Source organism: Streptomyces globisporus C-1027 (genome assembly GCF_000261345.2).
Lineage (GTDB): Bacteria > Actinomycetota > Actinomycetes > Streptomycetales > Streptomycetaceae > Streptomyces > Streptomyces pakalii.
In genome coordinates, this window is the sequence record NZ_CP013738.1 from 3401510 (window position 1) to 3424758 (window position 23249).

Here is a 23249-nt window from a genome sequence, read left to right on the forward strand (position 1 = left end):
AGGTGTTTCACCGCACGCCCGCGGGGGAGGTCACTGACACGATGATCGGGTTGCGCGGCGGGGGCTGTGTCTCCTAAGAAGTAGTCGGGTGGATGAGATATGCATCGCGGTGGCGGAGTGGGCGAAGGGACCGACGACCTGGGGCCCGAGCCTGCCCGGCGAGGGCGGCACCGGCGCAGGGCCGAGCGCGCACAGAGCAGGGGCGCGGAGAGTACGCCGCCCCCCGGGACCAGGAGCGGGGGCGGGATGGGGGTGACGTACAAGTACTTCGGCGCGCCGGACGGCGCCACCGCCGCGCGGGTGCCCATCTCGATGCGCCCGGAGGAGCTCGGCGGCGACGAGCTGGGCATGGGCGGCATGTTCACCAAGATCAAGCCGGAGACCGTGGCCGCCATGGTCCTCACCGGCATCCAGGGCATACCCCTGCACAAGGTCCCCCCGCTGGAACTGGTCGTCCTCCACCCCGACTACGCCGTGGTCAAGCTCCCGATGACCGTCGTCGACCCGCTGCGCGGCGTCGGCGAGGAGTCGGTCGGCGCGGCGGCCTTCATCTGGTCCACGGTCCCCGACCGCGGCGGCCCGCGCGACGCGTTCAACGTCTACCAGCTGCTCCACGAGTGGCAGGACTTCTCCCACCGCCTGCACGACGCGGGACATCAGGCGTACTGCCTGGTCTGGCCCTGATCCGCGGATCACCCAAGCCCGGCCGCACAGCCGGTCGAAGCGTTCAAACAGACGCACCCACGTGCACACATCCGGTCAAATTCCAGCCAGAACCACGGGAGATTTGGCCGACGGCAGGTCTTCAGCCAACCTGCCCCGCGCGCCGATGGACAGGACACCGACCCATCGAGGAGGTCCGCCGTGGGCGACGTTCTGCTGGCCCTGTCCATCCCCGTGCTCGTCTTCGGCGGCGGCATCTACGCCGCCTGCGACTGCTGGTGGCGCCGCAGGCATCCGGCGCCACCGTCCCCGTACACCCACCGGGCGGCCCGGCTGGCGGAGCAGGACATGCTGCTGCTGGCCGAGGAGATCGTCGACGACGCGTACGCCGCTCTCGGCCCCCTCTACGACGCCCCGGCCACTTCGTCCGCTCCGGGCCCCGACGGCCCGCCCGCCGCGCTCAGCTCCCGGCCGTCCCGCCCGGCGTCCACCCCGGATCGCGCCCCGTCACCGCCAGCAGCCGTTCAAAGGCCGTAGCGCTCTCCGGCACCGGGAACGGCTCAGCGAACACCTTCATCTCCCGGGCCTGCGGAGCCATCGCCGCCAGCCCCGGGCCCACCTCGTCCAGCACGCTCCGCTCCGGCACGAAGTCCCCGCCCGTCGCCCGCGCCAGGTCCCAGGCATGCACGGTCAGATCGCCGAGCACCATGAGCCCCACCGTCCGGGCCGGCAGCCCCATCTGCCCCGTCGTGCCCTCCTCGGCCCCCGGCACGCTCCACGCCTCCACCAGCCGGGCCGTCTCGTCACCGAACCTGCCCCGCCAGTCGCCGTCCGCCACGAAGTCCGGCTCCTGCGTGAAATCCACGTCCTCGCGGGCCGCGAGCGCCTGGAAGTTCACGACCACCAGGAACAGGTGGTTCAGCAGCGCCCGTACGTCGTACTCGGCACAGGGCGTACGGCCGCCCAGCCGCGCGTCGTCGATCCCCCGCACCACGGGCAGGGCCCGGGCCGCGGCGGTCTCCAGCAGTTCACCGATCGTCTGAGTCATGCCCCCACCCTGCGCCGCCCCGCTGCCCGCGTCTTGAAGAAACACGACAGCCGTCCGGAGCCGCACTGACATCGGAGTCTCACTACCATCGTGGTCATGGCTGCCGGACCGCGCCGCGACACCCGGGGCATCGTCGACGCCCCGGACCTCTTCGCGCACGTCCGCTTCCGCCGCCGCGAGCCCGCCGCCGCGCTCCGCCCGTACCTGGAGCACTACTGGCTGATCGACTGGGACCTCGCCGAGCCGTACGCCGCCCATGTCGTCCCGCACCCGTCGGTGAACCTGGTCTGCCAGCGGTACGAGGCCGGGGACAGCCTCCGGGAGCGCTCCGGGTACGCCGAGGTGGCGGGCGTCGACCCCGGGCTCTTCACCCGGAAGCTGGCCGGGCGCGGCCGGGTCTGCGGGGTGCAGTTCCGGCCCGGCGGCTTCCGCCCGTTCGCCCCCGGGCACCCGGTCTCCGCCTGGACCGGGGTGCACGCCGACGCCGCCGAGGTGCTGCGGCTGCCGCCGCCCGTCGACGCGGTCCTCGGCCCGGACGACGAGGACGCGCGCGTCGCGGCGCTGGACGCCTTCCTGCTGGCGCTGGAGCCGCGCCCCGATCCCCGGGCGGCTCTCGCGATGGCCGCCGTCGACCGGGTGCGCACGGACCGCACGGTCCGCCGGGTGGACGGGCTCGCCCGGGACACCGGACTCTCCGCCCGCTCCCTGCAACGGCTGTTCTCGGCGTACGTCGGCGTCGGCCCCAAGTGGGTCATCCTCCGCTATCGCATCCACGAGGCGCTGGAGGCCGCCGAATCCGGCCCGGAGGTCGACTGGGCGCGACTCGCCGCCGACCTCGGCTACAGCGACCAGGCCCACCTGGTGCGGGACTTCACCGCGACGGTGGGCGTACCCCCGACGGCGTTCGCCCCGCACTGAACCGGCCAGGACGCACACCCGCGCGCCCCGCCGCGCCCCCGCCAAATGCCTGGCAGGCCCTCCCGCCCCGGTGGCATCCTGACCGGGTGAACGGACCCGAGATCACCCTCGAAGTAGCCCCTGAGCTGCGGCTCTTCGTCCCGCACGAGCGGCGCGGCGGGCCCACGCCCCTCGTCACGGACGGCGTCTCGACCCTCGGCCATGTCATCGAGTCCCTCGGCGTCCCGCTCACCGAGGCCGGGTCGCTGCTGGTGAACGGCGCCCCGGTGGCCCGCTCGCACGTGCCGGGCCCCGGCGAACACGTCGACGTACGCGCGGTGGAACGCCCCCAGCGGGTCCCCGGCGCGCCCCTGCGCTTCCTCCTCGACGTCCATCTCGGCACCCTGGCCCGCCGGCTGCGGCTGCTGGGCGTCGACGCGGCGTACGAGAGCGAGGACATCGGCGACCCCGCCCTGGCCACCCTCTCCGCGCGCGAGCGGCGGGTCCTGCTCTCCCGGGACCGCGGGCTGCTGCGCCGCCGCGAGATCTGGGCGGGGGCGTACGTCTACAGCGACCGTCCCAAGGAGCAGCTCCGCGACGTCCTCGGCCGCTTCGCCCCGGCCCTGGACCCGTGGTCGCGCTGCACCGCGTGCAACGGAATCCTGGTCGGGGCCGCCAAGGACTCCGTGAGCGGTCTGCTGGAGCACGGCACGCAGGAGGCGTACGACGTGTTCGCCCAGTGCACGGAGTGCTCCCGGGTGTACTGGCGCGGCGCCCACCACGGCCATCTGGAGACGATCGTGTCCGAGGCCGTCCGCGAGTTCGGGGGCGCGCCGGCGTAGAGCCGAGGCGCTCAGCCGAGGATGTGCCGCAGGTAGGCCTGCGGGTCGGCGAGGTAGCGGCGCCAGTGGTCGACGAGCTCCAGGTCCGCCCAGCCCACCCGCTCCATGCCGCCCTCCCCCAGCTGCACGATGTCGGCACCCGGCAGCGCGGTGAGCAGCGGCGAGTGGGTGGCGCACACCACTTGGCCGCCCGCCTTGACCAACTGGTCGAGGTGTCCCAGCAGTTCGAGGCACGAGGCGAAGGAGAGCGCGGCCTCGGGCTCGTCCAGGACGTAGAGCCCCGGCACGGTGAACTTCTCCCGGAACGCGGCGAGGAACCCCTCCCCGTGGCTGCGGGAGTCCGGATCCAGGCTCTCCCGCTCCAGCGCGTCGAGGGCGGTCTCCGCGCGCAGGAAGAACCCCTTGCGCGCGGCGCGGCTGCCGATCATCCGCCGCCCCCGGGGTGCCGAGTCGAAGCGGACGCGTTCCCCGAGCACGGACTTGCCCCGCGAGGTGGCGTACTTCCAGTCGGCGGAACCGCCGTACGAGTCCAGCCCGAACCCCTCGGCCAAGGCCTCGACCAGCGTCGACTTCCCCGAGCCGTTCTCGCCGACGAGGAAGGTCACCGGGGCCCGGAACCGCAGCCCCTCGGCGAGGAACTGCCGCACACCGGGCACGGTCCACGGCCAGGCGTCCGGGTCGGGGTCGTACACATGGGCGTAGGCGCGTTCGACGATCATCCGCCCATGATGACGGGGCCCGCGGCTCACCCGGAGGCGCCTGCCTATCCTTGGCCCGTACCCGATCAGCAGTCCACATCAGCGTTCCGCGTCAGCAGCACGCATCAGCAGTCCGCATCAGCAGTCCGCATCAGCAGTCCGCATCAGCAGTCCGAGGAGAGATCCGCCATGGCCGCCACCCCCATCGCCGTCGTCACCGGCGCGAGCAGCGGCATCGGCGCCGCGACCGCCCGTACGCTGGCCGCCGAAGGCTTCCGGGTCGTGCTGACCGCCCGCCGCAAGGACCGCATCGAGGCGCTGGCCGCCGAGCTGAACGAGGCCGGCCACCAGGCGACGGCGTACGCGCTGGACGTCACCGACCGGGCGGCGGTCGACGAGTTCGCGACCGCGTTCCGCTCCCTCGCCGTCCTCGTCAACAACGCGGGCGGGGCGCTCGGGGCCGACCCGGTGGCGACCGGCGACCCCGCCGACTGGCGGCAGATGTACGAGACGAACGTGATCGGCACGCTCAACGTCACCCAGGCCCTGCTGCCCGCGCTCACCGCGAGCGGCGACGGCACGATCGTGATCCTCTCCTCGACCGCCGCGCTGTCGTCGTACGAGGGCGGCGGGGGTTACGTCGCGGCCAAGCACGGCGAGCACGTCCTCGCCGAGACCCTGCGCCTGGAGATCGTCGGCACCCCGGTCCGCGTCATCGAGGTGGCCCCCGGCATGGTCAGGACCGAGGAGTTCGCCACCACCCGCTTCCGCGGCGACACCGAGAAGGCCGCCAAGGTCTACGCGGGCGTCGACGCTCCGCTGACCGCCGAGGACGTGGCCGACACGATCGGCTGGGCCGTCACCCGCCCCAGCCACGTCAACATCGACCTGCTGGTGGTCCGCCCGCGCGCCCAGGCCTCCAACACGAAGGTGCACCGGACGCTGTGAGCCCGTGAGCCGGTGAGCAGAGGGGCCCAGGACCGGCGTACCGGTCCCGGGCCCCGTCCGCCGCGCCTCGGCCTCAGCCCACCGTGAACGTCGTCAGCACCGCCGCGTGGTCCGTCGGCCACGCGTTGCCGGCCTGGTCCGGCACCGGCTTCGGGTCGCCCTCGACGAAGGACACCGAGTCCTTCACCGTGAGCTTGTCGCCCGCGTAGTCGATGAAGTCGATCCGGTCCTGCGGCTCGTCGACGCCCGTGGAGCCCTCGTGCTTCGGGTAGACGGGCGACCAGGTGTTGCCCGGCACGGCCGCCGGGTCCGGGTTGGCCTCCCGGAAGGAGTCCTGGAGACCGGCCTTCTCGAAGATCTTGGTCACCGGCCAGTCGACCTGCCCGTAGCCGCAGTGGCTGTCCTTGGTCGCCTCGGTCCAGTCCAGGTGCGACGGCGTGTTGAAGTCGCCGACCAGCAGCACCGGCGTCTCGTCGGCGGCGGCGATCTTCGGCGCGAGGTCCTTGGCGATGGCCTCGGCCTGCGGGGTGCGGCCGGACTGGGCCTCCCGCTGGAAGATGTCCTCCACGGCCATCCCGTCGAAGCAGGCGTCGTACGGGCCGTACGGGTCGTAGCCGAGGTGCGCCGTCCAGAGCTCGACCTCCTGGCCGGTGGCCTCGTCGATCCGGATGCGGACACCCGCCGCGGCCTGGCTGGTCTCGACCTCGGAGGTGAACGGGAAGCGGCTGATGATGCCCAGGTCGGCGTCCGACTGCCAGTGGTCCCAGCCGAGTTCCTCCGCGATCTCCTTCGCGGAGTGCCCGGAGGTCTCCTGGAGGCCGACCACGTCGGGCCGGTGCTTCCTGATGACGGCCAGCTGCTTGGCCAGACCGTCGTCGACCTTGGCACCGCCGTGCCAGAGGTTCAGGGTCATGACGCGCAGCTCGCTCGCGGCGGCCGGCTTTCCGGGCTTTCCGGACCCGGAGGGCCCGTCGGGCTTCGCCTCGGGCCCGGCGACCGCGACGGCCGCGGTCGCGGCGAGGGCGACCACCGCTCCGGTGGCGGACAGGAACACACGACGCTTGGCGCTCACTGGTTGCTCACTCCTTCACTTACACCTTGAGGGACGGGGCACCGGCTCGCTCGGCGACGAGCACGGGGTTCTCGTGCGGGGTGATCGTGCAGCGGGCTCCCGGGGCCAGCGCTGACGCCTCCCAGCTGGGCAGGTCGGCCTTGCACACGGCTCCGGAATCGGTGGTCAGGTGCAGCCGGGTGGTCGCGCCGAGGAAGGTCGCCACCCGTACGGTCGCGGGGGCGCCCGCACCGTCGTCGGCGGCGCCCACCGCCAGCCCCTCGGGGCGCAGCAGGACGTCGACCTCGGCGCCGACGGCGGGCCGCTCGCCGTGGATGGGCAGCCTGCGCCCGAACAGCTCGACGACCCCGCCGTCCCGGACCGTGCCCGGCAGCCGGTTCATGGTGCCGACGAACTCGGCGACGAACGGGGTGGCCGGGCGGTCGTACAACTCGCCGGGCGCGGCGCACTGTTCGAGCCGCCCGTCCTTCATCACGGCGACGCGGTCCGCCATGGACAGCGCCTCCTCCTGGTCATGGGTGACGAAGACGGTGGTGATGCCCAACTCCAGCTGGATGCGCCGGATCTCCTCGCGGAGCGTGAGCCGCACCTTGGCGTCGAGCGCCGACAGCGGCTCGTCCAGCAGCAGCACCTTGGGCGAGATCGCCAGGGCCCGGGCGAGGGCGACGCGCTGCTGCTGGCCGCCGGAGAGCTGGTGCGGGTAGTCGCCCTCGCGGCCCGGCAGCCCGACCAGCTCCAGCAACTCCCCGGCCCGCGCCGTGCGTTCGGCGGTGCCCCGGCCCCGTACCCGCAGGCCGTACGCGATGTTCTCGGCGGCCGTCATGTTCGGGAACAGGCTGTACGACTGGAACACCATCCCGATGTCACGGCGGTTGGCCGGGACGGAGGTGACGTCCTCGCCGTCCATCAGCAGTTCGCCGCCGTCGGCGGTCTCGAAGCCCGCGACGATGCGCAGCGCGGTCGTCTTGCCGCAGCCGGACGGGCCGAGCAGGGCGACCAGTTCGCCGGGGGCGATGTCCAGGTCGAGTCCGTCGAGCGCGACCGTGGAGCCGAACTCCCGGCGCAGATTCCTGAGATGCACGGAGACGGTCATGACACGGTCTTCTTTCGGTTGTCGCGGCTCTCGCGGTTCTCGCTGCCGGATTTCAGGGGCGTACGGCGACGGCCGCGGCCGCCCGCCAGGGTGGTGAGCAGGAGCAGCAGCCCCCAGGTGATCAGCAGGCTCAGCATGGCGGCCGCCACCGAGAGCTGGGCCTCGGAGTCCTTGATCTCCACCATCCAGACGGAGAACGGGCGGTAGGAGAGCACGGAGGCGACGGTGTACTCGCCGAGCACCATGGCCAGGCTGAGGACCGCGCCGCCCACCACGGCGGTCCGCAGGTTCGGCACGATCACCTGCCACAGGGTCTGCAGCCGGGACGCGCCCAGGCTGCGGGCGGCCTCGACGAGCGTGCGCAGGTCCACGGCGCGCAGCCCGGCGTCCAGCGAGCGGTACAGGAACGGCAGGGACATCACCGTGTAGACGAGGACCAGGACCAGCGGGAAGTTCTCGTCCCGCAGCATCTGGAAGGTCATGTAGAGGGGCGTGTCCGCCAGGTCCTGTTCCCAGGACAGCACCGTCGTGACGCCCGCGACCAGCGCGATCGGCGGGACGACCAGCGGCATCATGCACAGGATCTCGACGGTCCGGCGCAGCCCCGGCAGATAGAGCGCGACCGCGACCAGGGTCGGCACCATCAGGAGCAGCCCGCAGACGATGGTGGCGAGGCCGAGGCGTACCGAGAGCATCAGGCTGGTGGTCAGCCCCTCGGTGCCGAGGCCCTGGGTGTACGCGTCGAAGCTGATGCCCTCGACCTCGTTGACGCTGAACCAGATCGAGGCGCCGATGGGGACCAGGAAGTACAGCGCGGCCAGCGGCAGGACGACGGCCCGCGAGGTGAACTTCATCCGAGCCATCGGGCACTCCTGCGCTGCAGCGGTATCTGTACGGCCATCACGAGCAGCGCGATCACGACCATGTTGAGGCTCATGGCGAGGGCCAGGTTCTCCTGGCCCACCAAGACGTTGCCGTTGAGGGCGTTGGCGATCTGGATGGTGATCAGCGGCTGCGAGGAGCCGACCATCACGGCCGCGGTGGCGTGCGAGGCGAACGCCGTACCGAACATCAGCACCGCGCCGCCGAGCAGCGACGGCGTCAGCACCGGGATGCCGACGTGCCGCCAGTACTGCCCCCGGGTCGCCCCGCAGGACGCGGCGGCCTCCTGCCACTGGGAGCGCAGCCCGTCGAGCGCGGGCAGCACGGTCACCACCATCAGCGGGACCATGAAGTAGAGGTAGGCCAGCACCAGGCCGGTGAAGCTGTAGAGACTGAAGCCGGTCCGGTCCAGGTGGAACAGCTGGGTGACCGTGCCGGTCGTGCCGAGCGTCGCGATGAACGCGAAGGCGAGCGGGGCACCGGAGAAGTTGGCGAGGACCCCGCTCGCGGAGACGACGATCCCGCGCAGCGCCGGCCGCGGCGAGGTGACGACGGCCTGGGCGATCAGGGTGCCGATCACGGTCGCCAACAGAGCTGTGAAAAGGGAGAGTTCGACGCTGCCGGTGAGCCCGGTGGCGTACGCGCCGGAGAGCGAGCCGCTGACGTTCTCGGTGGAGAAGCGGCTCGCACCGCTCTCCGGGTCCAGGACGGTGAACGCCCCGTACACCATGGTTCCGGCGGGCAGCCCGAAGCACACCGCGAGGAACGCGAAGAACGGGACGACGACGGGCCACCGGTGGGGCCGCGCGCCACGGCGGCGAGGGGCCCCGCCGCCCCGGACGTCCGGGGCGGGAGGCGCGGGGGCGGCCGCGCCCGCCACGGGCACGGAGCCCGCGGCGGGGGCGGGAAGTGCGGTCTGGTCGGGCATGGTCAGCTGACCGCCTTGCCCCAGCCCTGGACGACGGTCTCCTTGGCCTTCGCCTCCTGCTCCACGGTCGGCTCCTCGGGCACCCCGTCGACCTCGGGGATCGCGGCGACGGCGGCCTTGTCGGCGGTGCCGTCCTTCTTCATCGCGTCGAGGAGCGCCGGGCGCGAGAAGCCCTTCAGCCAGATGTTCTGGCCCTCGGGGCTGTAGACGAACTCCAGCCACAGACGGGCGGCGGCCGGGTGCGGGGCGTGCTTGTTGACGCCCTGGTTGTAGTAGCGGGAGTACAGCCCGTCGGCGGGCACCGCGACCTGCCAGTCGACGCCCTTGGGCTTCAGCTTCTCGCCGTAGCCCAGGTTGAGGTAGTCCCAGTCGATCGAGATCGGCGTCTCGCCCTGCTGGATGGTGGCGAGCGTGGACTTCGCGGGGACGAAGTTGCCCTTCTTCTTCAGCTCCTGGAAGAAGTCGAGCCCCGGCTGCGCGTCGTCGAGGGAGCCGCCGCTCGCCAGCGAGGCCGCGACCACCGCCGCCAGCGCCGAACTGGACTCGGTCGGGTCGCCGTTGAGCGCGACCTTGTTCCGGTACTCGGGCTTGAGGAGGTCCTTGAAGGTCTCCGGGCAGTTCTTCACGGCCTTGGCGTCGCAGCCGATGGAGATGAAGCCGCCGTAGTTGTTCATGAAGGAGGCGTCCGGCTGCTTCTGCGCGTCCGGGATGGCGTCCCAGCCCGCGACCCGGTACGGAGCGAGCAGTCCCTGCTTCTTGGCGTCCTGCATGTACGAGGTGCCGAGGTCCAGCGCGTCGACGGCCCGGGCCTGGCCCTTGCGCTTGGCCGCCGCGTTCAGCGCGCCCTGGCTGCTGCCGCCCGGGTCCTCGTTGTTGACCTCGATGGCGTACTTCTTCTCGAACGCCGCGATCATCTCACCGTAGTTGGCCCAGTCCGGCGCGAGGGCGTAGACGTTGAGCTTGCCCTCCTTCTCCGCCGCCGCGACGAGCTTCTCCATACCGCCGAGGTCCGCCGCCGACTCCGCCTTCGCCGCCTTGCTGTTCTGCCCGCCGGCGTTGTCGGGTGCGGAGCCGCAGCCGGTGGCCACCAGGGCGGTGAGGCCGACAAGGGCCGCGGCGGTCAGGACGCGGCGGGGATGGTGTGCCTTCACGATGCGTACTCCTGGGTCTGAGGCGAGCCACCTGTATGGACAAGCCATCGTCAGTAAGCCAGCCGAAGCTAGCAGCCAGGCAACCGGCAGGTAAAGGTTTGGAGCTGGAAAAAGTGCAGGTCAGAAGCGTTATGAAGACGTAGGTTTACCTTCCCCCAAACTGGTAAGGCGCAGGGTTCGCTCTTCACGGGGGGTATCCATTGCGCACAGTCCGGAAGATGCGGAACACCTCGCGCGAATGACATGATCGCCCCGGGCATCCACCCCCGCGCCACCCCGAAGCCCCAGGACGCCCCGTGACTCCCCCAAGTCCGCTGACTCCCCCGACTCCCCGAGGAGAGACGTGACCCGACGGCACCAGCAGATCGCCGAGGAGCTGCGCCGCGCCATCGCCGACGGCACCCACCCCGTGGGCTCCGAGCTGCCGTCCGAGTCCGAACTCGCCCTGGCCCACGGGGTGTCCAGGGGTACTCTCCGCCAGGCCTTCGGCACCCTCCAGTCGGAGGGTCTGATCGGCTCCCGGCAGGGCGCCCGCCGGACGGTCCTGTCCACCACACCCAGCCAGAGCTTCACCGAGCTGCGCAGCTTCGCCCAGTGGGCCAGGGCGGGCGACCGCGCCCCCGGCGGCCTGGTGCTCCGATCGCACCGCGCGAAGGCGACCGAGGCGCAGGCCGCCCAACTCCAGCTCGTACCAGGCGAGACGGTCCTCAACGTCCTGCGGCTGCGCACCCTGGACGGCGAACCGGCGCTCCTGGAACGCACGGTGTACGCCGGGTGGGCCGCGGCGGCCGTCGAGGCGCTGCCGGACGACTGCGAGTCGGTCACCCAGAGCCTGTACGAGACGGCCGGCGTGGTCATGAGCCACGGCGAACACCACCTGGACGCGGTCGCCGCGGGCACCACGGACGCCCGGGAGCTGGGCGTGCGACGCGGCTCCCCGCTGCTGCGGGTGCGCCGCACGACGACGACGTCCGAGGGCCGCCCGGTGGAGACCTCGGACGACCGCTACCGCCCCGGCTCGGTCGTCTTCACCGTACGCAACTCGGTGCAGGCCAACCCGTTGGTGCGAACGGCGGCGGACTGACGGCAGGACGGCGCACGCCGAGTCGCGTACGAGGAAGCCCCCGGCCCCGCCGAAGCAGCCACCCCAGGAACAGCCACTCCCAGGAACAGCGAGCCCCGCATGCCCCCGCTCCCCCGCCCCGCCGCCCTGCTCTGCGACATGGACGGCACCCTCGTCGACACCGAGCACGCCTGGCTGGACACCGTCGCCGGCTTCCTGCGGACGCAGGGCTCCCCGGCCGGCGCGACCACCCTCGCCCCGTTCGCGGGCGCCGCCCTGGCCGATGCGGCCGACCGCCTCGTGCGCGACGGCCTCACCGCGCTGTCCCCGGCGGAAACGCTCGCACGGCTCGACCAGGAGTTCACCGCACGGGTGGCGGCCGGGGTGACCGTCCAGCCGGGCGCCCTCCGGCTCCTGGACCGGGCGCGCGCCCTCGGCGTACCGACGGCCCTGGTGACCGCGTCCGAGCGGCATGTGGCCGACCTGGTGCTGGACACGCTGGGCCGGCACCGCTTCGACACGTCGGTCGCCTCGGGCGAGACGACGCGCGGAAAGCCGCACCCCGACCCGTACCTGGCCGCGGCGGCCGCACTCGGGGTGGCCCCGCAGGACTGCCTGGCCGTCGAGGACACCCCGACGGGCGCTTCCGCCGCCCTGGCCGCGGGCTGCCGCCTGCTCGCGGTCCCGTCGGTACCCGGCATCGAACCGGGCCCGCGCACGGTCCTGGTCGCGTCCTTGACGGAGGCGGACCTGGCGGACGCGGTGGGGTAGGAGCCGCCCGGCGATCCCCGCGGCCCGCTCACACCGTGCTAGGAAATACGGACAGAAGGTGCCCCGACCGCCGAACCGACCGGCGGCAGCCCCACGCAGAAGAGGCGCGCGATGAAGCTGGTGGTGCAGGAGTTCCTGACGCTCGACGGCGTGTCCCAGGGCCCGGGGGCGCCGGACGAGGACACCAGCGACGGGTTCACCCGGGGCGGTTGGTTCGTGCCGCACCTGGACGAGGCGTTCGAGCGGCTGGCCGGTGAATGGCTGGCCGAGGCGGACGCGTTCCTCTTCGGCCGCCGCACCTACGAGAACTTCGCCCGGGACTGGCCGAGGATGACCGACCACCCCTTCGCGGGCATCTTGAACGGTCTGCCGAAGTACGTGGCCTCGAACGCCCTGACCGCGGCCGGGGCCACGTGGAACCCGACGACGATCCTCTCCGGCGACGTCCCGGCCCAGGTGGCCGCCCTGAAACGGCACCCCGGCCGGGACCTCCAGATCCACGGCAGCGCACGCCTGACCCAGTCCCTCCTGGCCGCGGGCCTGGTCGACGAACTCCGCCTCGCCATCGCCCCGGTCGTGCTCGGCGAGGGCCGCCGCCTGTTCCCGGCCGGCAGCACCCCGACGGGCCTGCACCTCACCGAACAGCGGACGACCCCGGCGGGCGTCTCCGTCCACATCCTCACGGTGACGGGGACGCCGGACTACGCGACTTACGGGGCCCGGGAGTAGGCGGGTCCGGCGGACCCGCGCCCCACTCCAATGCCCCCGATCACTCGTGCGGGTGCTCGGGCCGCAGCGCAGCCTTCTGTTCCGTACGGCTGTAGCGGCAGACCGCAAAGGGGCAGCCTCGCAGACACGTAAGCCGGGCGCTGTGAGGGGCGCGCCGCTGTCCGCGGCGCGCCCCTCACCTCAGCCCTTGATGCAGATGACCTGCTTGAGCTTCGCGACGACCTCGACCAGGTCCCGCTGCTGCTCCATGACCTGCTCGATCGGCTTGTACGCGGCCGGGATCTCGTCCAGGACGCCGGAGTCCTTACGGCACTCCACGCCCCGCGTCTGCTCCTCCAGGTCGCGCACCGTGAACCGGCGCTTGGCCGCGTTCCGGCTCATCCGGCGACCGGCGCCGTGCGAGGCCGAGTTGAACGCCTTCTCGTTACCGAGGCCCTTCACGATGTACGAACTGGTGCCCATCGAGCCGGGGATGATCCCGTACTCCCCGGAACCGGCGCGGATCGCTCCCTTACGGGTGACGAGCAGGTCCGCCCCGTCGTACCGCTCCTCCGCCACGTAGTTGTGGTGGCAGGAGATCTCCTGGTCGAAGACCGGCTTCGCCTTCTTGAACTCCCGGCGGACCACGTCCTTGAAGAGCGCCATCATGATCGCGCGGTTGTACTTGGCGTACTCCTGCGCCCAGTAGAGATCGTTCCGGTAGTCGGCCATCTGCGGGGTGTCCGAGACGAAGACCGCCAGGTCCCGGTCGACGAGGCCCTGGTTGTGCGGAAGCTTCTGGGCGATGCCGATGTGGTGCTCGGCGAGTTCCTTGCCGATGTTGCGGGAGCCCGAGTGCAGCATGAGCCACACCGCACCATCACTGTCGAGGCAGAACTCGATCATGTGGTTGCCCGAGCCCAGCGTTCCCATCTGCTTCGTGGCACGCTCCTGACGGAACTTGACCGCGTCCGCGATCCCCCCGAACCGCCCCCAGAAGTCGTCCCAGCCCGCCGTCGGAAACCCGTGCAGCCTCCCCGGGTCCACCACGTCGTCGTGCATCCCCCGGCCGACCGGAATCGCCTGCTCGATCTTGGAGCGCAGCCGGGACAGGTCGCCGGGGAGATCGTTCGCGGTGAGGGACGTCCTGACGGCGGACATCCCGCAGCCGATGTCCACCCCCACCGCCGCAGGGCACACCGCGCCCTGCATCGCGATCACCGAGCCGACCGTCGCCCCCTTGCCGAAGTGGACATCGGGCATGACGGCCAGACCCTTGATCCACGGCAGCGTCGAGACGTTGCGCAGCTGCTGCATCGCCACGTCCTCGACCGACGCGGGGTCCGTCCACATCCGGATGGGAACCTTCGCCCCCGGTACCTCTACGTACGACATAACTCCTCGATTCCCCCGAAAAGACTGAAAGCGCAAAACCGGTGCCAAGGTCGGCAAACCCGTCGGCCGACCGGCATTCACAGCAGCGCGTGCGATACACATTGTGTCCATCGGCCGCCTTCGCGCGGCAACTCGTTTTCCGTACCGAAGGGAGCCTGGGACGGTGCGACACATGGCGTACGTACCCGGCGTCGCGCTTCTCGCAGCGCTCGTCGTCGGCTGCAGCGCCGGCGACGACGGCAACGCGAACGGCGCCGACAGCAAGGCGGGCAGCCCGACGGTCAGCCCCGCGCCCCCGGGGAAGTACCTGACCCTGCCCGCCCCCTGCCGCGCCGTGCCGCGCTCCACGCTGAAGGATCTGCTGCCCGGCGCCGCGGAACTGCCCGGGGACCAGCAGGACAAGGTGTTCCGGGGCTCGGCGGCCGTCACGTACGACACGGACCGCAAGGTCGGCTGCAGCTGGAAGTCCGACGCGCCGAGCGCCACGCGGAGCCTCTCCATCGACTTCGAGCGCGTCGTCTCGTACGACCCCGCCGTCAGCGACGACGACCGCGCCGACACCGTGTACGCGAAGAAGGAGAAGGCCGCCGGGCTGTCCTCATCGGCGACCTCCGGGCCGCCCGACGAGGAGGACAAGAAGAGCGAGGAGAGCGAGGAGAGCGAGAAGGCCAAGGATCCGGCCGATGCCGACGCCACGGGTTCCGCCGACCCCTCACCCTCCGAAAGCAGCGGTGGAAGCACCGACGGGGCCCCGGGAAGCAGCAGCAGCCCGGAGGAAGCCCTCCCCTCGCGCATCCTCGACAACCTCGGAGATGCCGCATTCCTCCAGGATCTTCCCAAAAAGGCAGATTCCACCGCCCAGCACCACACGGTGAGCGTGGTGTTCCGCACATCGAACGTGGTCGTGACCGTCCGGTACGCCGAGCAGCCGGCCCTCATCACCCAGGTGCCCGACGGCAGGGAACTTCAGGAGAAGGCCCAGGCACTGGCCCGGAAGCTGGCCGAGACGCTCAGCGAGTAGACCCCTACGACGGGCCCCCACCGGCCGGAATTCAGGTCTCCGGGGTCCCTCGGCGGGGGCGCGGCCCATCGGCCGCCCGTCGTACCGTGGCTGTCCGGAAGACGTACCGACCCGCGACCGAGCCCGCCCGTACACCGCACGAACCGAGACCTCCAGCACCGAGGGCTCCCCCGTGCCATCCGAGTGAAGGAACCATGCACCGATCTGCCCCGCGCCTGTCCCGCATCCTCGCCTGCGCCGCCGTACCGGTGATGCTCGTAGCCGTCGGCTGCTCGTCGGACTCCGGCTCCGACGGCAAGAAGAACGCGGGCTCCTCGTCGTCCGGCACGGCCAGCTCCAAGCCCTCGGAGCCCACCGTCGAACCGGCGAAGTTCACCGATCTGCCCGACCCGTGCACCTCGATCGGGAAGAAGACGATCGAGGACCTGGTGCCCGAGGCCAAGAAGAAGGGCGGCACGGCGGGCGGGTCCACGGACCTGTCGGTCCGCGGCAGCTGCTCCTGGAACGGCCTGGACGACCAGGGCGTCAAGGGCTCGCAGTACCACTGGATGGACGTCGGCTTCACCCGGTTCGACTCGGACCAGGCGCTCGGCAGCGGCGCCAAGCGCGCCACCGAGGACTACGGCAAGCAGGTCACCAAGACGAAGGCGGTCGAGGGCGCCAAGAAGCTCGCCGCGGAGCCGGCGGCCGGGATCGGCGACGAGGCGACCCTCGTCACGTACGGCCTCAGCAAGACGGACGAGGACTTCGTGTACGCCACCGTCGTGGCGCGTACGGGCAACGTCGTCGTCACCCTGACGTACAACGGCGCGGGCTACGCCGGAGCGAAGACCCCGTCCTCCGGGGACATCGTCAAGGGCGCCCAGAAGGCGGCCAAGGAAGCGATCGCCGCGGTCGCGAAGGCCTCCGGCTCCGGGGACGCCTCCCCGGCGAAGGACGACGCGAAGACCGACGCCGAGGACACGAAGAAGGACGACGCCGACGCGAAGGGTGACGCCGACAGCGGGGACAGCCCCAAGTCCAAGGCCACGCCCAAGTCGTGACCTGACGGCCCTGCGGATCGCCAATCCGCAGGTCCAGCACGTGCGTTGGAAAGCCCGGAGCTCCTCGGAGTCCGGGCTTTCCCCCTCCCCGCGCAACGAAACTCGTACACATGTGCCAGGCTGTGCCATCGCTGGACGTGGGTCGTCCGGTTGAACGCCGAAGGTGAACAACGGAGCCGGGCACGGAAGTCGGTTCGGGTACGAGGTCGGGGAGGGGATCGCTGGTGGCCGCGATGCAGCTGACACGCACGCACCGCATACTCATCGGGGTCGTCGTCGCGGGTGCGGTGGTCATCGCCGCGATCGGGTTCGCGGGTTCCTACGCCGCCGTGCGCGAACTCGCGGAGGAGAAGGGCTTCGGGACGTTCTCCCTGGTCTTCCCGATCGGCATCGACGCGGGCATCTGCGTCCTGCTCGCCCTGGACCTCCTGCTGACCTGGATGCGGATCCCGTTCCCGATGCTGCGCCAGACGGCGTGGCTGCTGACGGCCGCGACGATCGCGTTCAACGGCGCCGCATCCTGGCCCGATCCGCTGGGCACCGCGATGCACGCGGTGATCCCGGTGCTGTTCGTCGTCTCCGTCGAGGCCGCCCGGCACGCGGTGGGCCGGATCGCGGACATCACGGCCGACAAGCACATGGAGGGCGTCCGCCTCACCCGCTGGCTGCTCTCGCCGATCCCCACGTTCAAGCTGTGGCGGCGGATGAAGCTGTGGGAGCTGCGCAGCTACGAGCAGGTCATCAAGCTCGAACAGGACCGGCTGATCTACCAGGCCCGCCTCCAGGCCCGCTTCGGCCGCAACTGGCGGCGCAAGGCCCCCATCGAGTCGATGATGCCGCTGCGGCTGGCGAAGTACGGTGTGCCGCTCGCCGAGACCGCCCCGGCCGGCCTCGCCGCCGCCGGCATCGAGCCGGCCCTGCTGCCGCCGGTGCCCGTGGAGGCCGACCGCCCGAAGGCCGAGCTGAGCCCGGTCGGGCCGAACCACGCCGAGCCGGTTCACGCCGAGCTGCCGTACGGACCGCAGCAGGAGCACGGCCAGGAGCCCCACCAGCAGCCCGGGCAGGAGCACACCCGGCAGCACGCCCAGGGGCAGCACCAGGAGCACGGGCCCCAGCCCGAGCAGGCCCAGCCCCACCCCCAGCAGCAACAACAGCCCATGTCGCTCCAGAAGCAGGACCCTGCCGTCCCGCCCACCCACGACAGCCCCTGGTTCGCCGCCCAGAAGCTGCCGGACAACGTCCACGAGAGCACGTACGACCCGCAGTACGCCGAGGGCCCCCAGCACACCCCGGTCGAGATCCCCGCGGGCCCCGGCCGCACCCGGCCGCTGGGTGACGTCGGCACGATCGGCGCGGTCCCGCGCCCCCGCCAGGAGCAGGCGCCCGAGCCGCCCGAGGTTCCCGAGGTCCCCGACCCCGAGGAGGCGCCGCAGGTGGAGCAGTGGCCCATGGAGGACACCGACTTCGCCCGGGAGGCGTACGAGGTGTTCAGCGAGTACACGGACGCGCAGGGGCAGTACCCGTCCGTGGAGGTCCTGGACATCCACCTCGCCGACACGCGCAACGTCCGCCACCCGCGCTCGACGGAACTGCTCCAGCAGCTGATGCCGGAGTTCAGGCAGGCCTACGCGCAGCGGCCGACCGCCGACCAGCCCGCCTGACCCGGCCCCGCACACACGCCGCACGAATAACGACCTCTCCGCGGCCACCAGCGCCCGCCGAGAGGTCAGCCTCTCCCTGAAGCCTGAAGCGGACTCAGCAACCGCCACCGCCGGCCCGAGTGACTCTCGACCCGCCGCATTCCCGACGACGCGTCAGAATCAGCCAGAACAGTAGGTTTTGTCTCTTTCGGGACTGAAGCCCTGAATCTTATCTAGATCACATAGATCCCTTCCAGCCGTGGTGCCGCATATGCCAGAGTCTCAGCGGGGGCACCTCGTGCAGGTATCACCCCTTTTTCACGTGAGTCGGAGCGCGGACCGGAAACCTTCCGGTCCGCGCTCCCACGCTCAGGTATTCGCTCAAGTAGACAAGTCTCGGGATCGCACACATGAATAGCGTCAGTCGCTCCCGCGCCACCGCGGTTTCAGGGATAGCCCTGCTGACCGCCGGCGCGGTCCTGATCGCCACGCCGCACGTCGCCGTCGCCGACGATGAGCCGACGGCGACCACCACGCAGGAAGACCAAGCGATGGTGGAGTTGGAGAGGGCTCTGGAGACCTTCACCACCAACCCGATCAAGGAAGCCGAAACTGTCGAGGCGGCACTGACGGCCGCGGCAGCCCAGGACCGGAAGGTCGAGGTCCTGCAGATGCGCACAGAGACCGACACCACCTTCGCCAATCCCGACGGCACTCTGACCACAGAGACGGCCGCCGGCCCGATCCGGATGGTTGAAGACGGCAAGTGGGTTCCGGTCGACCTCGACCTTGAGCACGCCGGGGACGGCGCTGTCGAGGCCAAGGCACACCCCGAGCATCTGAAGATCGCCGGCAAGGAAGGCACCTTGCCCAAGTCGATCGAGGCCGTCGCCAAGGCCGCTCCCTCCCAGGCCAAGGACCTGATCTCCCTGGGCCGGGGCCGTGACAAGCTCGCCCTTCAGTGGAAGGGGGGCCTGCCGACGCCTGAACTGTCCGACAACGTGGCCACCTACAAGAACGCCGTCCCGGGTGGCGATCTGATCGTGGAGGCCACCCGCACCGGGTTCGAGCAGTACCTGAAGCTGAAGCACGCCCCCGGGAACGGGGCGCCGATGGTGCTGCCGATAACCGTCCCGCACGGCACCAAGGCCAGCCAAAACCTGGACGGATCAGTCACGTTCACCGATGCCGACGGCGAGAAGTCCACGGTCATGCCGTCGCCGGTGATGTGGGACGCCCAGCGCGACCCCAAGTCGCTGGAGCACACCAACAGTCACCCCGTGGACATGAAGGTCTCCCAGTCCGGCGACACCGTCACTCTGACCCTTACTCCCGACGTCGACTGGCTGAACGACGCCGACACTCAATACCCGGTGACGATCGACCCCGCCGCCGACGTACTGGATGTCCTCTTCGACACGTTCGTTCAGGGCGGTGATACCACCGACCAGTCTGCCAACACAGACCTCAAGATCGGCTGGCCGGGAGACTACTCAGGTTCCACCAAGCGCACTGCCCGGTCGTTCCTCACGTTCAATACCGCCGGCTTCGCCGACTCACTCGTCTCCAAGGCGAACCTCAAACTGTGGAACTACCACTCCTGGTCCGCCGAGGCACGCGGCTGGGAGGTGTGGGCTGCCGACCCGGCGACCAAAGACACCCGTTGGACGAAGCAGCCGGCGATGAAGGAGAAGATCGCCGCTTCGACCCAGACCAAGCCCGGCACCAACCCGGGCTGGGTGAGCGCTGACATCACGAAACTCGCCCAGGCCTGGTCCTCCTCGAAGGCCACGACCGGCTCCATCGCACTCAAGGCCGCCAACGAGTCCGACACCTACGGCTGGAAGCGCTTCTCCTCCTCCGAGGCCCCCGACCAGAACCAGGTCCCGACCCTCGAAGTCACTCACAACTACCGCCCAGGGACCGGTGCCAACCTCCAGGCCGGCGCCCCGTTCATCTCCTCCGGCGGCATCTTCAAGGTCAACTCCACCACCCCGACACTCCGGGCCTCGATGGCCGACACCAACCCCGACGACGCCGTCCAGGGCACCTTCGAGATCACCGACGACGCCACCGGCAAGGTCGTCACCACGGTCAACTCGGCGAAGGTCCCCGGCAACACCACCGCCTCGGTCAAGGTCCCGGCGGGCAAGCTGACCTCAGGCAGGACCTACAGCTTCCGTACCACCGCCTACGACGGAACCCACTACGCCACCGGCTGGTCGTCGCCAGTGAAGTTCCACGTCGATACGGACTGGAAGCTCACTGCCGCGGAACAGTCCCTCGGCCTGGCCAACGCCTACTCCGAAGCCGCCGACATCACCGCCGCGACCTCTTCCGACGACAAGTACGCCGCCATCGCCGCCACCGACGAGAACACCGTCGGCGTCCCCTGGAACGGCAAGGGCGGCACCATCGACGTCCAGAACGGCAAGATGCCGCCCCAGTTGGGGCTTCCCGCGGCCGACAGCAAAGGCTCCGTGATCGGCGGCAACGTCGTCTACAACTCGACCGGGCCGGTCGACACCGTCGTGCAGCCCACAGTGGACGGTGGCAGCCGCACCCTGCAGATCATCAAGAACAGCAGCGCACCGCACGACTACGAGACGAGCTTCATCATCCCGGCCGGGATGAAGGCGGTCACACATGACGACGGCTCCGTCTCCATCCTCCCCGAGGACGACAGCAAGGAGCAGGCAGGCTTCTTCGAGGCTCCGTGGGCCAAGGACGCCCAGGGCAAGGACGTACCCACCAGCTACAAGGTCGTCGGGAAGAAGCTGGTACAGCATGTCGAGTTCAACGAGAACTCCCAGTTCCCCATCGTGATCGACCCGTCCTGGTGGTCCACGGCTTGGAAGATCACGAAGTGCGCCGCGTCCATCGCCGGCTTCATCTATGGATTCACCCCGGCAGGCTCCAGCAAGAAGATCATCGTGGCCGTGCGGCTGATCAAGAAGATCGGCTTCAAGAAGACCGCCAATCTCATCAAGACCTGGAAGAAGCGTCGCAAGCTCACCGCGGACGGCCGCAAGATCGTTGCTGCGATCATGGGCTACGCCAGCATCCAGAACAACTGCAAGTTCTGACCGGAGCCGAAGATGTTGATCGCTCTTGCCTTCATTGTCACCGAAGCGGTGATTCTGATCACCTATATGCTGCGTCGCGCCAAGGGCGCGGAACTGCCGGCGCTGAACACGGTGAACATCAGGAACCTGCTTCTCGCAACCATGTCCACCGCTTCCGGTTATGCGCTCACCCGCCACTACGACCTCGGTGGGACCGACGTGGTACCGCTGCTGCTCCTGGGGTGCGTACTTCCGACGCTGGCAGGTACCGCGCTGGGTAACACCTCCCAGTCCTGGGCCCGGCTCACCTGGCTGCCTGCCGTTCTGGGCGGCCTGGCCGTCGGATCGGTCAACCCGGACGCGCCCTGGCCCTGGTAGACGTACGACGGACGACAAAGGGCCGCAGCCCGGGAAGATTCCCGGGCGGCGGCCCTTTCGTCATGGACAGGGTGTTACGCGCCCAGCAGCCTGCGCACCCGGTCCGCCCCCACCGCGAGCAGCAGCGTGGGCAGGCGCGGGCCTGTGTCGCGGCTGACGAGCAGCCGGTAGAGCAGGGCGAAGAAGGACCGCTGCGCGGCCTTCAGCTCGGGCGTCGGCTTGGCGTCCGGCTCCAGGCCCGCCAGCACCTTCGGCACGCCGTAGACGAGCGTGGTGAGGCCGTCCAGCGACCAGTGCGTGTCCAGGCCCTCCAGGAGGAGGCGCAGGGACTCGCGGCCCTGGTCGTCGAGCGAGCCGAGGAGCTCCTTGTCGGGCTCGTCCCGGACGATGGTGCGGGCCTCGGCCGGGACCTGGGTGGTGATCCAGTTCTCGGCGCGGTCGAGGCGCGGGCGCGCCTCGTCCAGCGAGGTCAGCGGGTTCTCCGGGTCCAGCTCGCTGAGGATGCGCAGCGTCTGGTCCTCGGCGCCGGCGGTGATGTCGGCGACCGAGGCGAGCGTCCGGTACGGCAGCGGGTGCGGGGTGCTCGGAAGCTCCCCGGCGGCCGTGCGGACGGCCCGGGAGTGCGCGGCGGCGTCGGCGGGCAGCACCGTGCCGTCGGCGACCTTGCGGCCCAGCGAGTCCCACTCGTCGTACAGCCGCTGGATCTCCTGGTCGAAGGCGATCTTGAACGACTGGTTGGGCTTGCGGCGGGCGTAGAGCCAGCGCAGCAGCGGCGCTTCCATGATCTCCAGCGCGTCGGCCGGGGTGGGGACCCCGCCCTTGCTGCTGGACATCTTGGCCATGCCGGAGATGCCGACGAAGGCGTACATGGGCCCGATGGGCTGCACGCCGTCGAAGACCTCGCGGACGATCTGGCCGCCGACGACGAAGGAGGAGCCGGGCGAGGAGTGGTCGACGCCGCTGGGCTCGAAGATCACGCCCTCGTAGGCCCAGCGCATCGGCCAGTCGACCTTCCAGACCAGCTTGCCGCGGTTGAACTCGCCCAGCCGTACCGTCTCGGCGAAGCCGCAGGCCGAGCAGGTGTAGTTCAGCTCGGTGGTGTCGTCGTCGTAGGAGGTGACGACGGTGAGGTCCTTCTCGCAGTTGCCGCAGTAGGGCTTGTACGGGAAGTAGCCGGCGCTGTTGCCGCTGCCGTCGTCCTCGTCGGCGGCGCCGGAGCCCTCGGCGGCCTCCAGCTCGGCCTCGTCGACCTTCTTCTGCTGCGGCTTCTTACCGCCGCCGCCCTTGCCCTGGGCCGCCGGGTCCTTCTTGGTCCGGTAGCGGTCGAGGACGGCGTCGATGTCGGCGCGGTGCTTCATCGCGTGCAGGATCTGCTCGCGGTAGGTCCCTGCGGTGTACTGCTCCGTCTGGCTGATTCCGTCGTACTCGACGCCCAGCTCGTCCAGGGCCGCGGTCATGGCGGCCTTGAAGTGCTCGGCCCAGTTCGCGTACGCCGAGCCGGCCGGGGCGGGCACCGAGGTCAGCGGCTTGCCGATGTGCTCGGCCCAGGAAGCGTCCACCCCGGGGACCCCGTTGGGGACCTTGCGGTAGCGGTCGTAGTCGTCCCAGGAGATCAGGTGGCGCACGGTGTAACCGCGGCGGCGGATCTCGTCGGCGACCAGGTGCGGGGTCATGACCTCGCGGAGGTTGCCCAGGTGGATCGGGCCCGACGGGGACAGACCGGAGGCGACGACGACCGGTTTGCCAGGCGCACGACGCTCCGATTCGGCGATGACATCGTCCGCGAAGCGGGAGACCCAGTCGGTCTCGGTGCTGGTCTGACTCTCGGCCACGGTCGGCACGTCCTTCTCTCGTTCTGTCGATTCCCGGTGGGTTACCGACCATTCTCCCAGCTACACCCCGCAGCGCGAAAACGGCTTTACGCACCGTGGGATACTGGACCG

General features: G+C 70.5%; 22 protein-coding genes. 13 read left to right on the forward strand and 9 right to left on the reverse strand.

Annotation, left to right across the window (positions count from 1 at the left end; genetic code table 11):
• The first annotated feature begins 99 nt into the window (after nucleotides 1-99).
• Both WQO_RS14600 and WQO_RS14605 read left to right on the forward strand, forming a co-directional pair.
• Nucleotides 100-684 (forward strand): hypothetical protein, encoded by a 585-nt coding sequence (locus WQO_RS14600; protein ID WP_073780093.1) that lies wholly within the window; start codon nucleotides 100-102, stop codon nucleotides 682-684.
• A 180-nt stretch (nucleotides 685-864) separates the two neighbouring features.
• Complete coding sequence (locus WQO_RS14605) at nucleotides 865-1200, forward strand: hypothetical protein (RefSeq protein ID WP_010063954.1); 336 nt, start codon at nucleotides 865-867, stop codon at nucleotides 1198-1200.
• Here WQO_RS14605 and WQO_RS14610 read toward each other — a convergent pair.
• Nucleotides 1124-1711, reverse strand: coding sequence for a TIGR03086 family metal-binding protein (locus tag WQO_RS14610; protein WP_029182671.1), 588 nt, complete (start codon nucleotides 1709-1711; stop codon nucleotides 1124-1126). The genes WQO_RS14605 and WQO_RS14610 overlap by 77 nt on opposite strands.
• A gap of 96 nt (nucleotides 1712-1807) precedes the next feature.
• Here WQO_RS14610 and WQO_RS14615 point away from each other — a divergent pair, with 96 nt between their 5' ends.
• Together WQO_RS14615 and WQO_RS14620 are read left to right on the forward strand one after the other, a co-directional pair.
• Nucleotides 1808-2629 carry an AraC family transcriptional regulator gene (locus WQO_RS14615; protein WP_029182672.1) on the forward strand — a complete coding sequence of 274 codons (822 nt, stop codon included), beginning with the start codon at nucleotides 1808-1810 and terminating at the stop codon, nucleotides 2627-2629.
• A gap of 86 nt (nucleotides 2630-2715) precedes the next feature.
• Nucleotides 2716-3450, forward strand: coding sequence for a Mut7-C RNAse domain-containing protein (locus tag WQO_RS14620; RefSeq protein WP_010063957.1), 735 nt, complete (start codon nucleotides 2716-2718; stop codon nucleotides 3448-3450).
• A gap of 11 nt (nucleotides 3451-3461) precedes the next feature.
• Here the strand turns inward: WQO_RS14620 and WQO_RS14625 are convergent, their stop codons facing one another.
• Complete coding sequence (locus WQO_RS14625; protein WP_010063958.1) at nucleotides 3462-4169, reverse strand: AAA family ATPase; 708 nt, start codon at nucleotides 4167-4169, stop codon at nucleotides 3462-3464.
• A gap of 168 nt (nucleotides 4170-4337) precedes the next feature.
• On the opposite strand from WQO_RS14625, the gene WQO_RS14630 reads away from it, so the two are divergent.
• A complete protein-coding gene (locus WQO_RS14630; RefSeq protein ID WP_010063959.1) occupies nucleotides 4338-5096 on the forward strand; it encodes an SDR family NAD(P)-dependent oxidoreductase in 759 nt (252 codons plus the stop codon).
• Nucleotides 5097-5169: 73 nt separating this feature from the next.
• On the opposite strand, the gene WQO_RS14635 is transcribed toward WQO_RS14630, so the two are convergent.
• The 5 genes from WQO_RS14635 to WQO_RS14655 are packed head-to-tail and all read right to left on the reverse strand — an operon-like array spanning nucleotide 5170 to nucleotide 10222.
• Nucleotides 5170-6168 (reverse strand): endonuclease/exonuclease/phosphatase family protein, encoded by a 999-nt coding sequence (locus tag WQO_RS14635; protein WP_010063960.1) that lies wholly within the window; start codon nucleotides 6166-6168, stop codon nucleotides 5170-5172.
• 19 nt (nucleotides 6169-6187) lie between these two features.
• On the reverse strand, nucleotides 6188-7261 hold the full coding sequence (locus tag WQO_RS14640) for an ABC transporter ATP-binding protein (RefSeq protein ID WP_010063961.1): 1074 nt from the start codon (nucleotides 7259-7261) through the stop codon (nucleotides 6188-6190).
• Entirely contained in the window at nucleotides 7258-8115 is an 858-nt protein-coding gene (locus WQO_RS14645) for an ABC transporter permease (RefSeq protein ID WP_010063962.1), read from the reverse strand. The genes WQO_RS14640 and WQO_RS14645 overlap by 4 nt, the downstream gene beginning before the upstream one ends.
• The gene (locus WQO_RS14650; RefSeq protein WP_010063964.1) at nucleotides 8112-9071 is read right to left on the reverse strand and encodes an ABC transporter permease; all 960 of its coding nucleotides are present in this window, start codon (nucleotides 9069-9071) and stop codon (nucleotides 8112-8114) included. The genes WQO_RS14645 and WQO_RS14650 overlap by 4 nt, the downstream gene beginning before the upstream one ends.
• A gap of 2 nt (nucleotides 9072-9073) precedes the next feature.
• Nucleotides 9074-10222: an extracellular solute-binding protein gene (locus tag WQO_RS14655; RefSeq protein ID WP_010063966.1), complete on the reverse strand. Its 1149-nt coding sequence runs from the start codon at nucleotides 10220-10222 to the stop codon at nucleotides 9074-9076.
• A 343-nt stretch (nucleotides 10223-10565) separates the two neighbouring features.
• On the opposite strand from WQO_RS14655, the gene WQO_RS14660 reads away from it, so the two are divergent.
• The 3 genes from WQO_RS14660 to WQO_RS14670 all read left to right on the forward strand — a co-directional run bounded on the left by WQO_RS14660 (nucleotide 10566) and on the right by WQO_RS14670 (nucleotide 12785).
• Complete coding sequence (locus WQO_RS14660; RefSeq protein ID WP_010063967.1) at nucleotides 10566-11306, forward strand: GntR family transcriptional regulator; 741 nt, start codon at nucleotides 10566-10568, stop codon at nucleotides 11304-11306.
• 99 nt (nucleotides 11307-11405) lie between these two features.
• Nucleotides 11406-12056 carry an HAD family hydrolase gene (locus WQO_RS14665; RefSeq protein ID WP_010063968.1) on the forward strand — a complete coding sequence of 217 codons (651 nt, stop codon included), beginning with the start codon at nucleotides 11406-11408 and terminating at the stop codon, nucleotides 12054-12056.
• Nucleotides 12057-12167: 111 nt separating this feature from the next.
• A complete protein-coding gene (locus WQO_RS14670; protein ID WP_010063969.1) occupies nucleotides 12168-12785 on the forward strand; it encodes a dihydrofolate reductase family protein in 618 nt (205 codons plus the stop codon).
• A gap of 180 nt (nucleotides 12786-12965) precedes the next feature.
• Here WQO_RS14670 and WQO_RS14675 read toward each other — a convergent pair whose 3' ends face one another.
• Nucleotides 12966-14159, reverse strand: coding sequence for an RtcB family protein (locus WQO_RS14675; protein WP_010063970.1), 1194 nt, complete (start codon nucleotides 14157-14159; stop codon nucleotides 12966-12968).
• 172 nt (nucleotides 14160-14331) lie between these two features.
• On the opposite strand from WQO_RS14675, the gene WQO_RS14680 reads away from it, so the two are divergent.
• The 5 genes from WQO_RS14680 to WQO_RS14700 all read left to right on the forward strand — a co-directional run bounded on the left by WQO_RS14680 (nucleotide 14332) and on the right by WQO_RS14700 (nucleotide 21306).
• Nucleotides 14332-15180 carry a DUF3558 domain-containing protein gene (locus tag WQO_RS14680; RefSeq protein ID WP_010063971.1) on the forward strand — a complete coding sequence of 283 codons (849 nt, stop codon included), beginning with the start codon at nucleotides 14332-14334 and terminating at the stop codon, nucleotides 15178-15180.
• 194 nt (nucleotides 15181-15374) lie between these two features.
• Nucleotides 15375-16223 carry a hypothetical protein gene (locus tag WQO_RS14685; RefSeq protein ID WP_010063972.1) on the forward strand — a complete coding sequence of 283 codons (849 nt, stop codon included), beginning with the start codon at nucleotides 15375-15377 and terminating at the stop codon, nucleotides 16221-16223.
• A 224-nt stretch (nucleotides 16224-16447) separates the two neighbouring features.
• A complete protein-coding gene (locus WQO_RS14690; RefSeq protein WP_010063974.1) occupies nucleotides 16448-17884 on the forward strand; it encodes a DUF2637 domain-containing protein in 1437 nt (478 codons plus the stop codon).
• Nucleotides 17885-18273: 389 nt separating this feature from the next.
• Nucleotides 18274-20949, forward strand: a complete 2676-nt coding sequence (locus WQO_RS14695) for a DNRLRE domain-containing protein (protein ID WP_010063976.1) — start codon at nucleotides 18274-18276, stop codon at nucleotides 20947-20949.
• Between the two features lie 12 nt (nucleotides 20950-20961).
• On the forward strand, nucleotides 20962-21306 hold the full coding sequence (locus WQO_RS14700) for a hypothetical protein (RefSeq protein WP_010063977.1): 345 nt from the start codon (nucleotides 20962-20964) through the stop codon (nucleotides 21304-21306).
• A 74-nt stretch (nucleotides 21307-21380) separates the two neighbouring features.
• Here the strand turns inward: WQO_RS14700 and lysS are convergent, their stop codons facing one another.
• Entirely contained in the window at nucleotides 21381-23147 is a 1767-nt protein-coding gene (gene lysS, locus WQO_RS14705) for a lysine--tRNA ligase (RefSeq protein WP_058953990.1), read from the reverse strand.
• Between the last annotated feature and the right edge of the window lie 102 nt (nucleotides 23148-23249).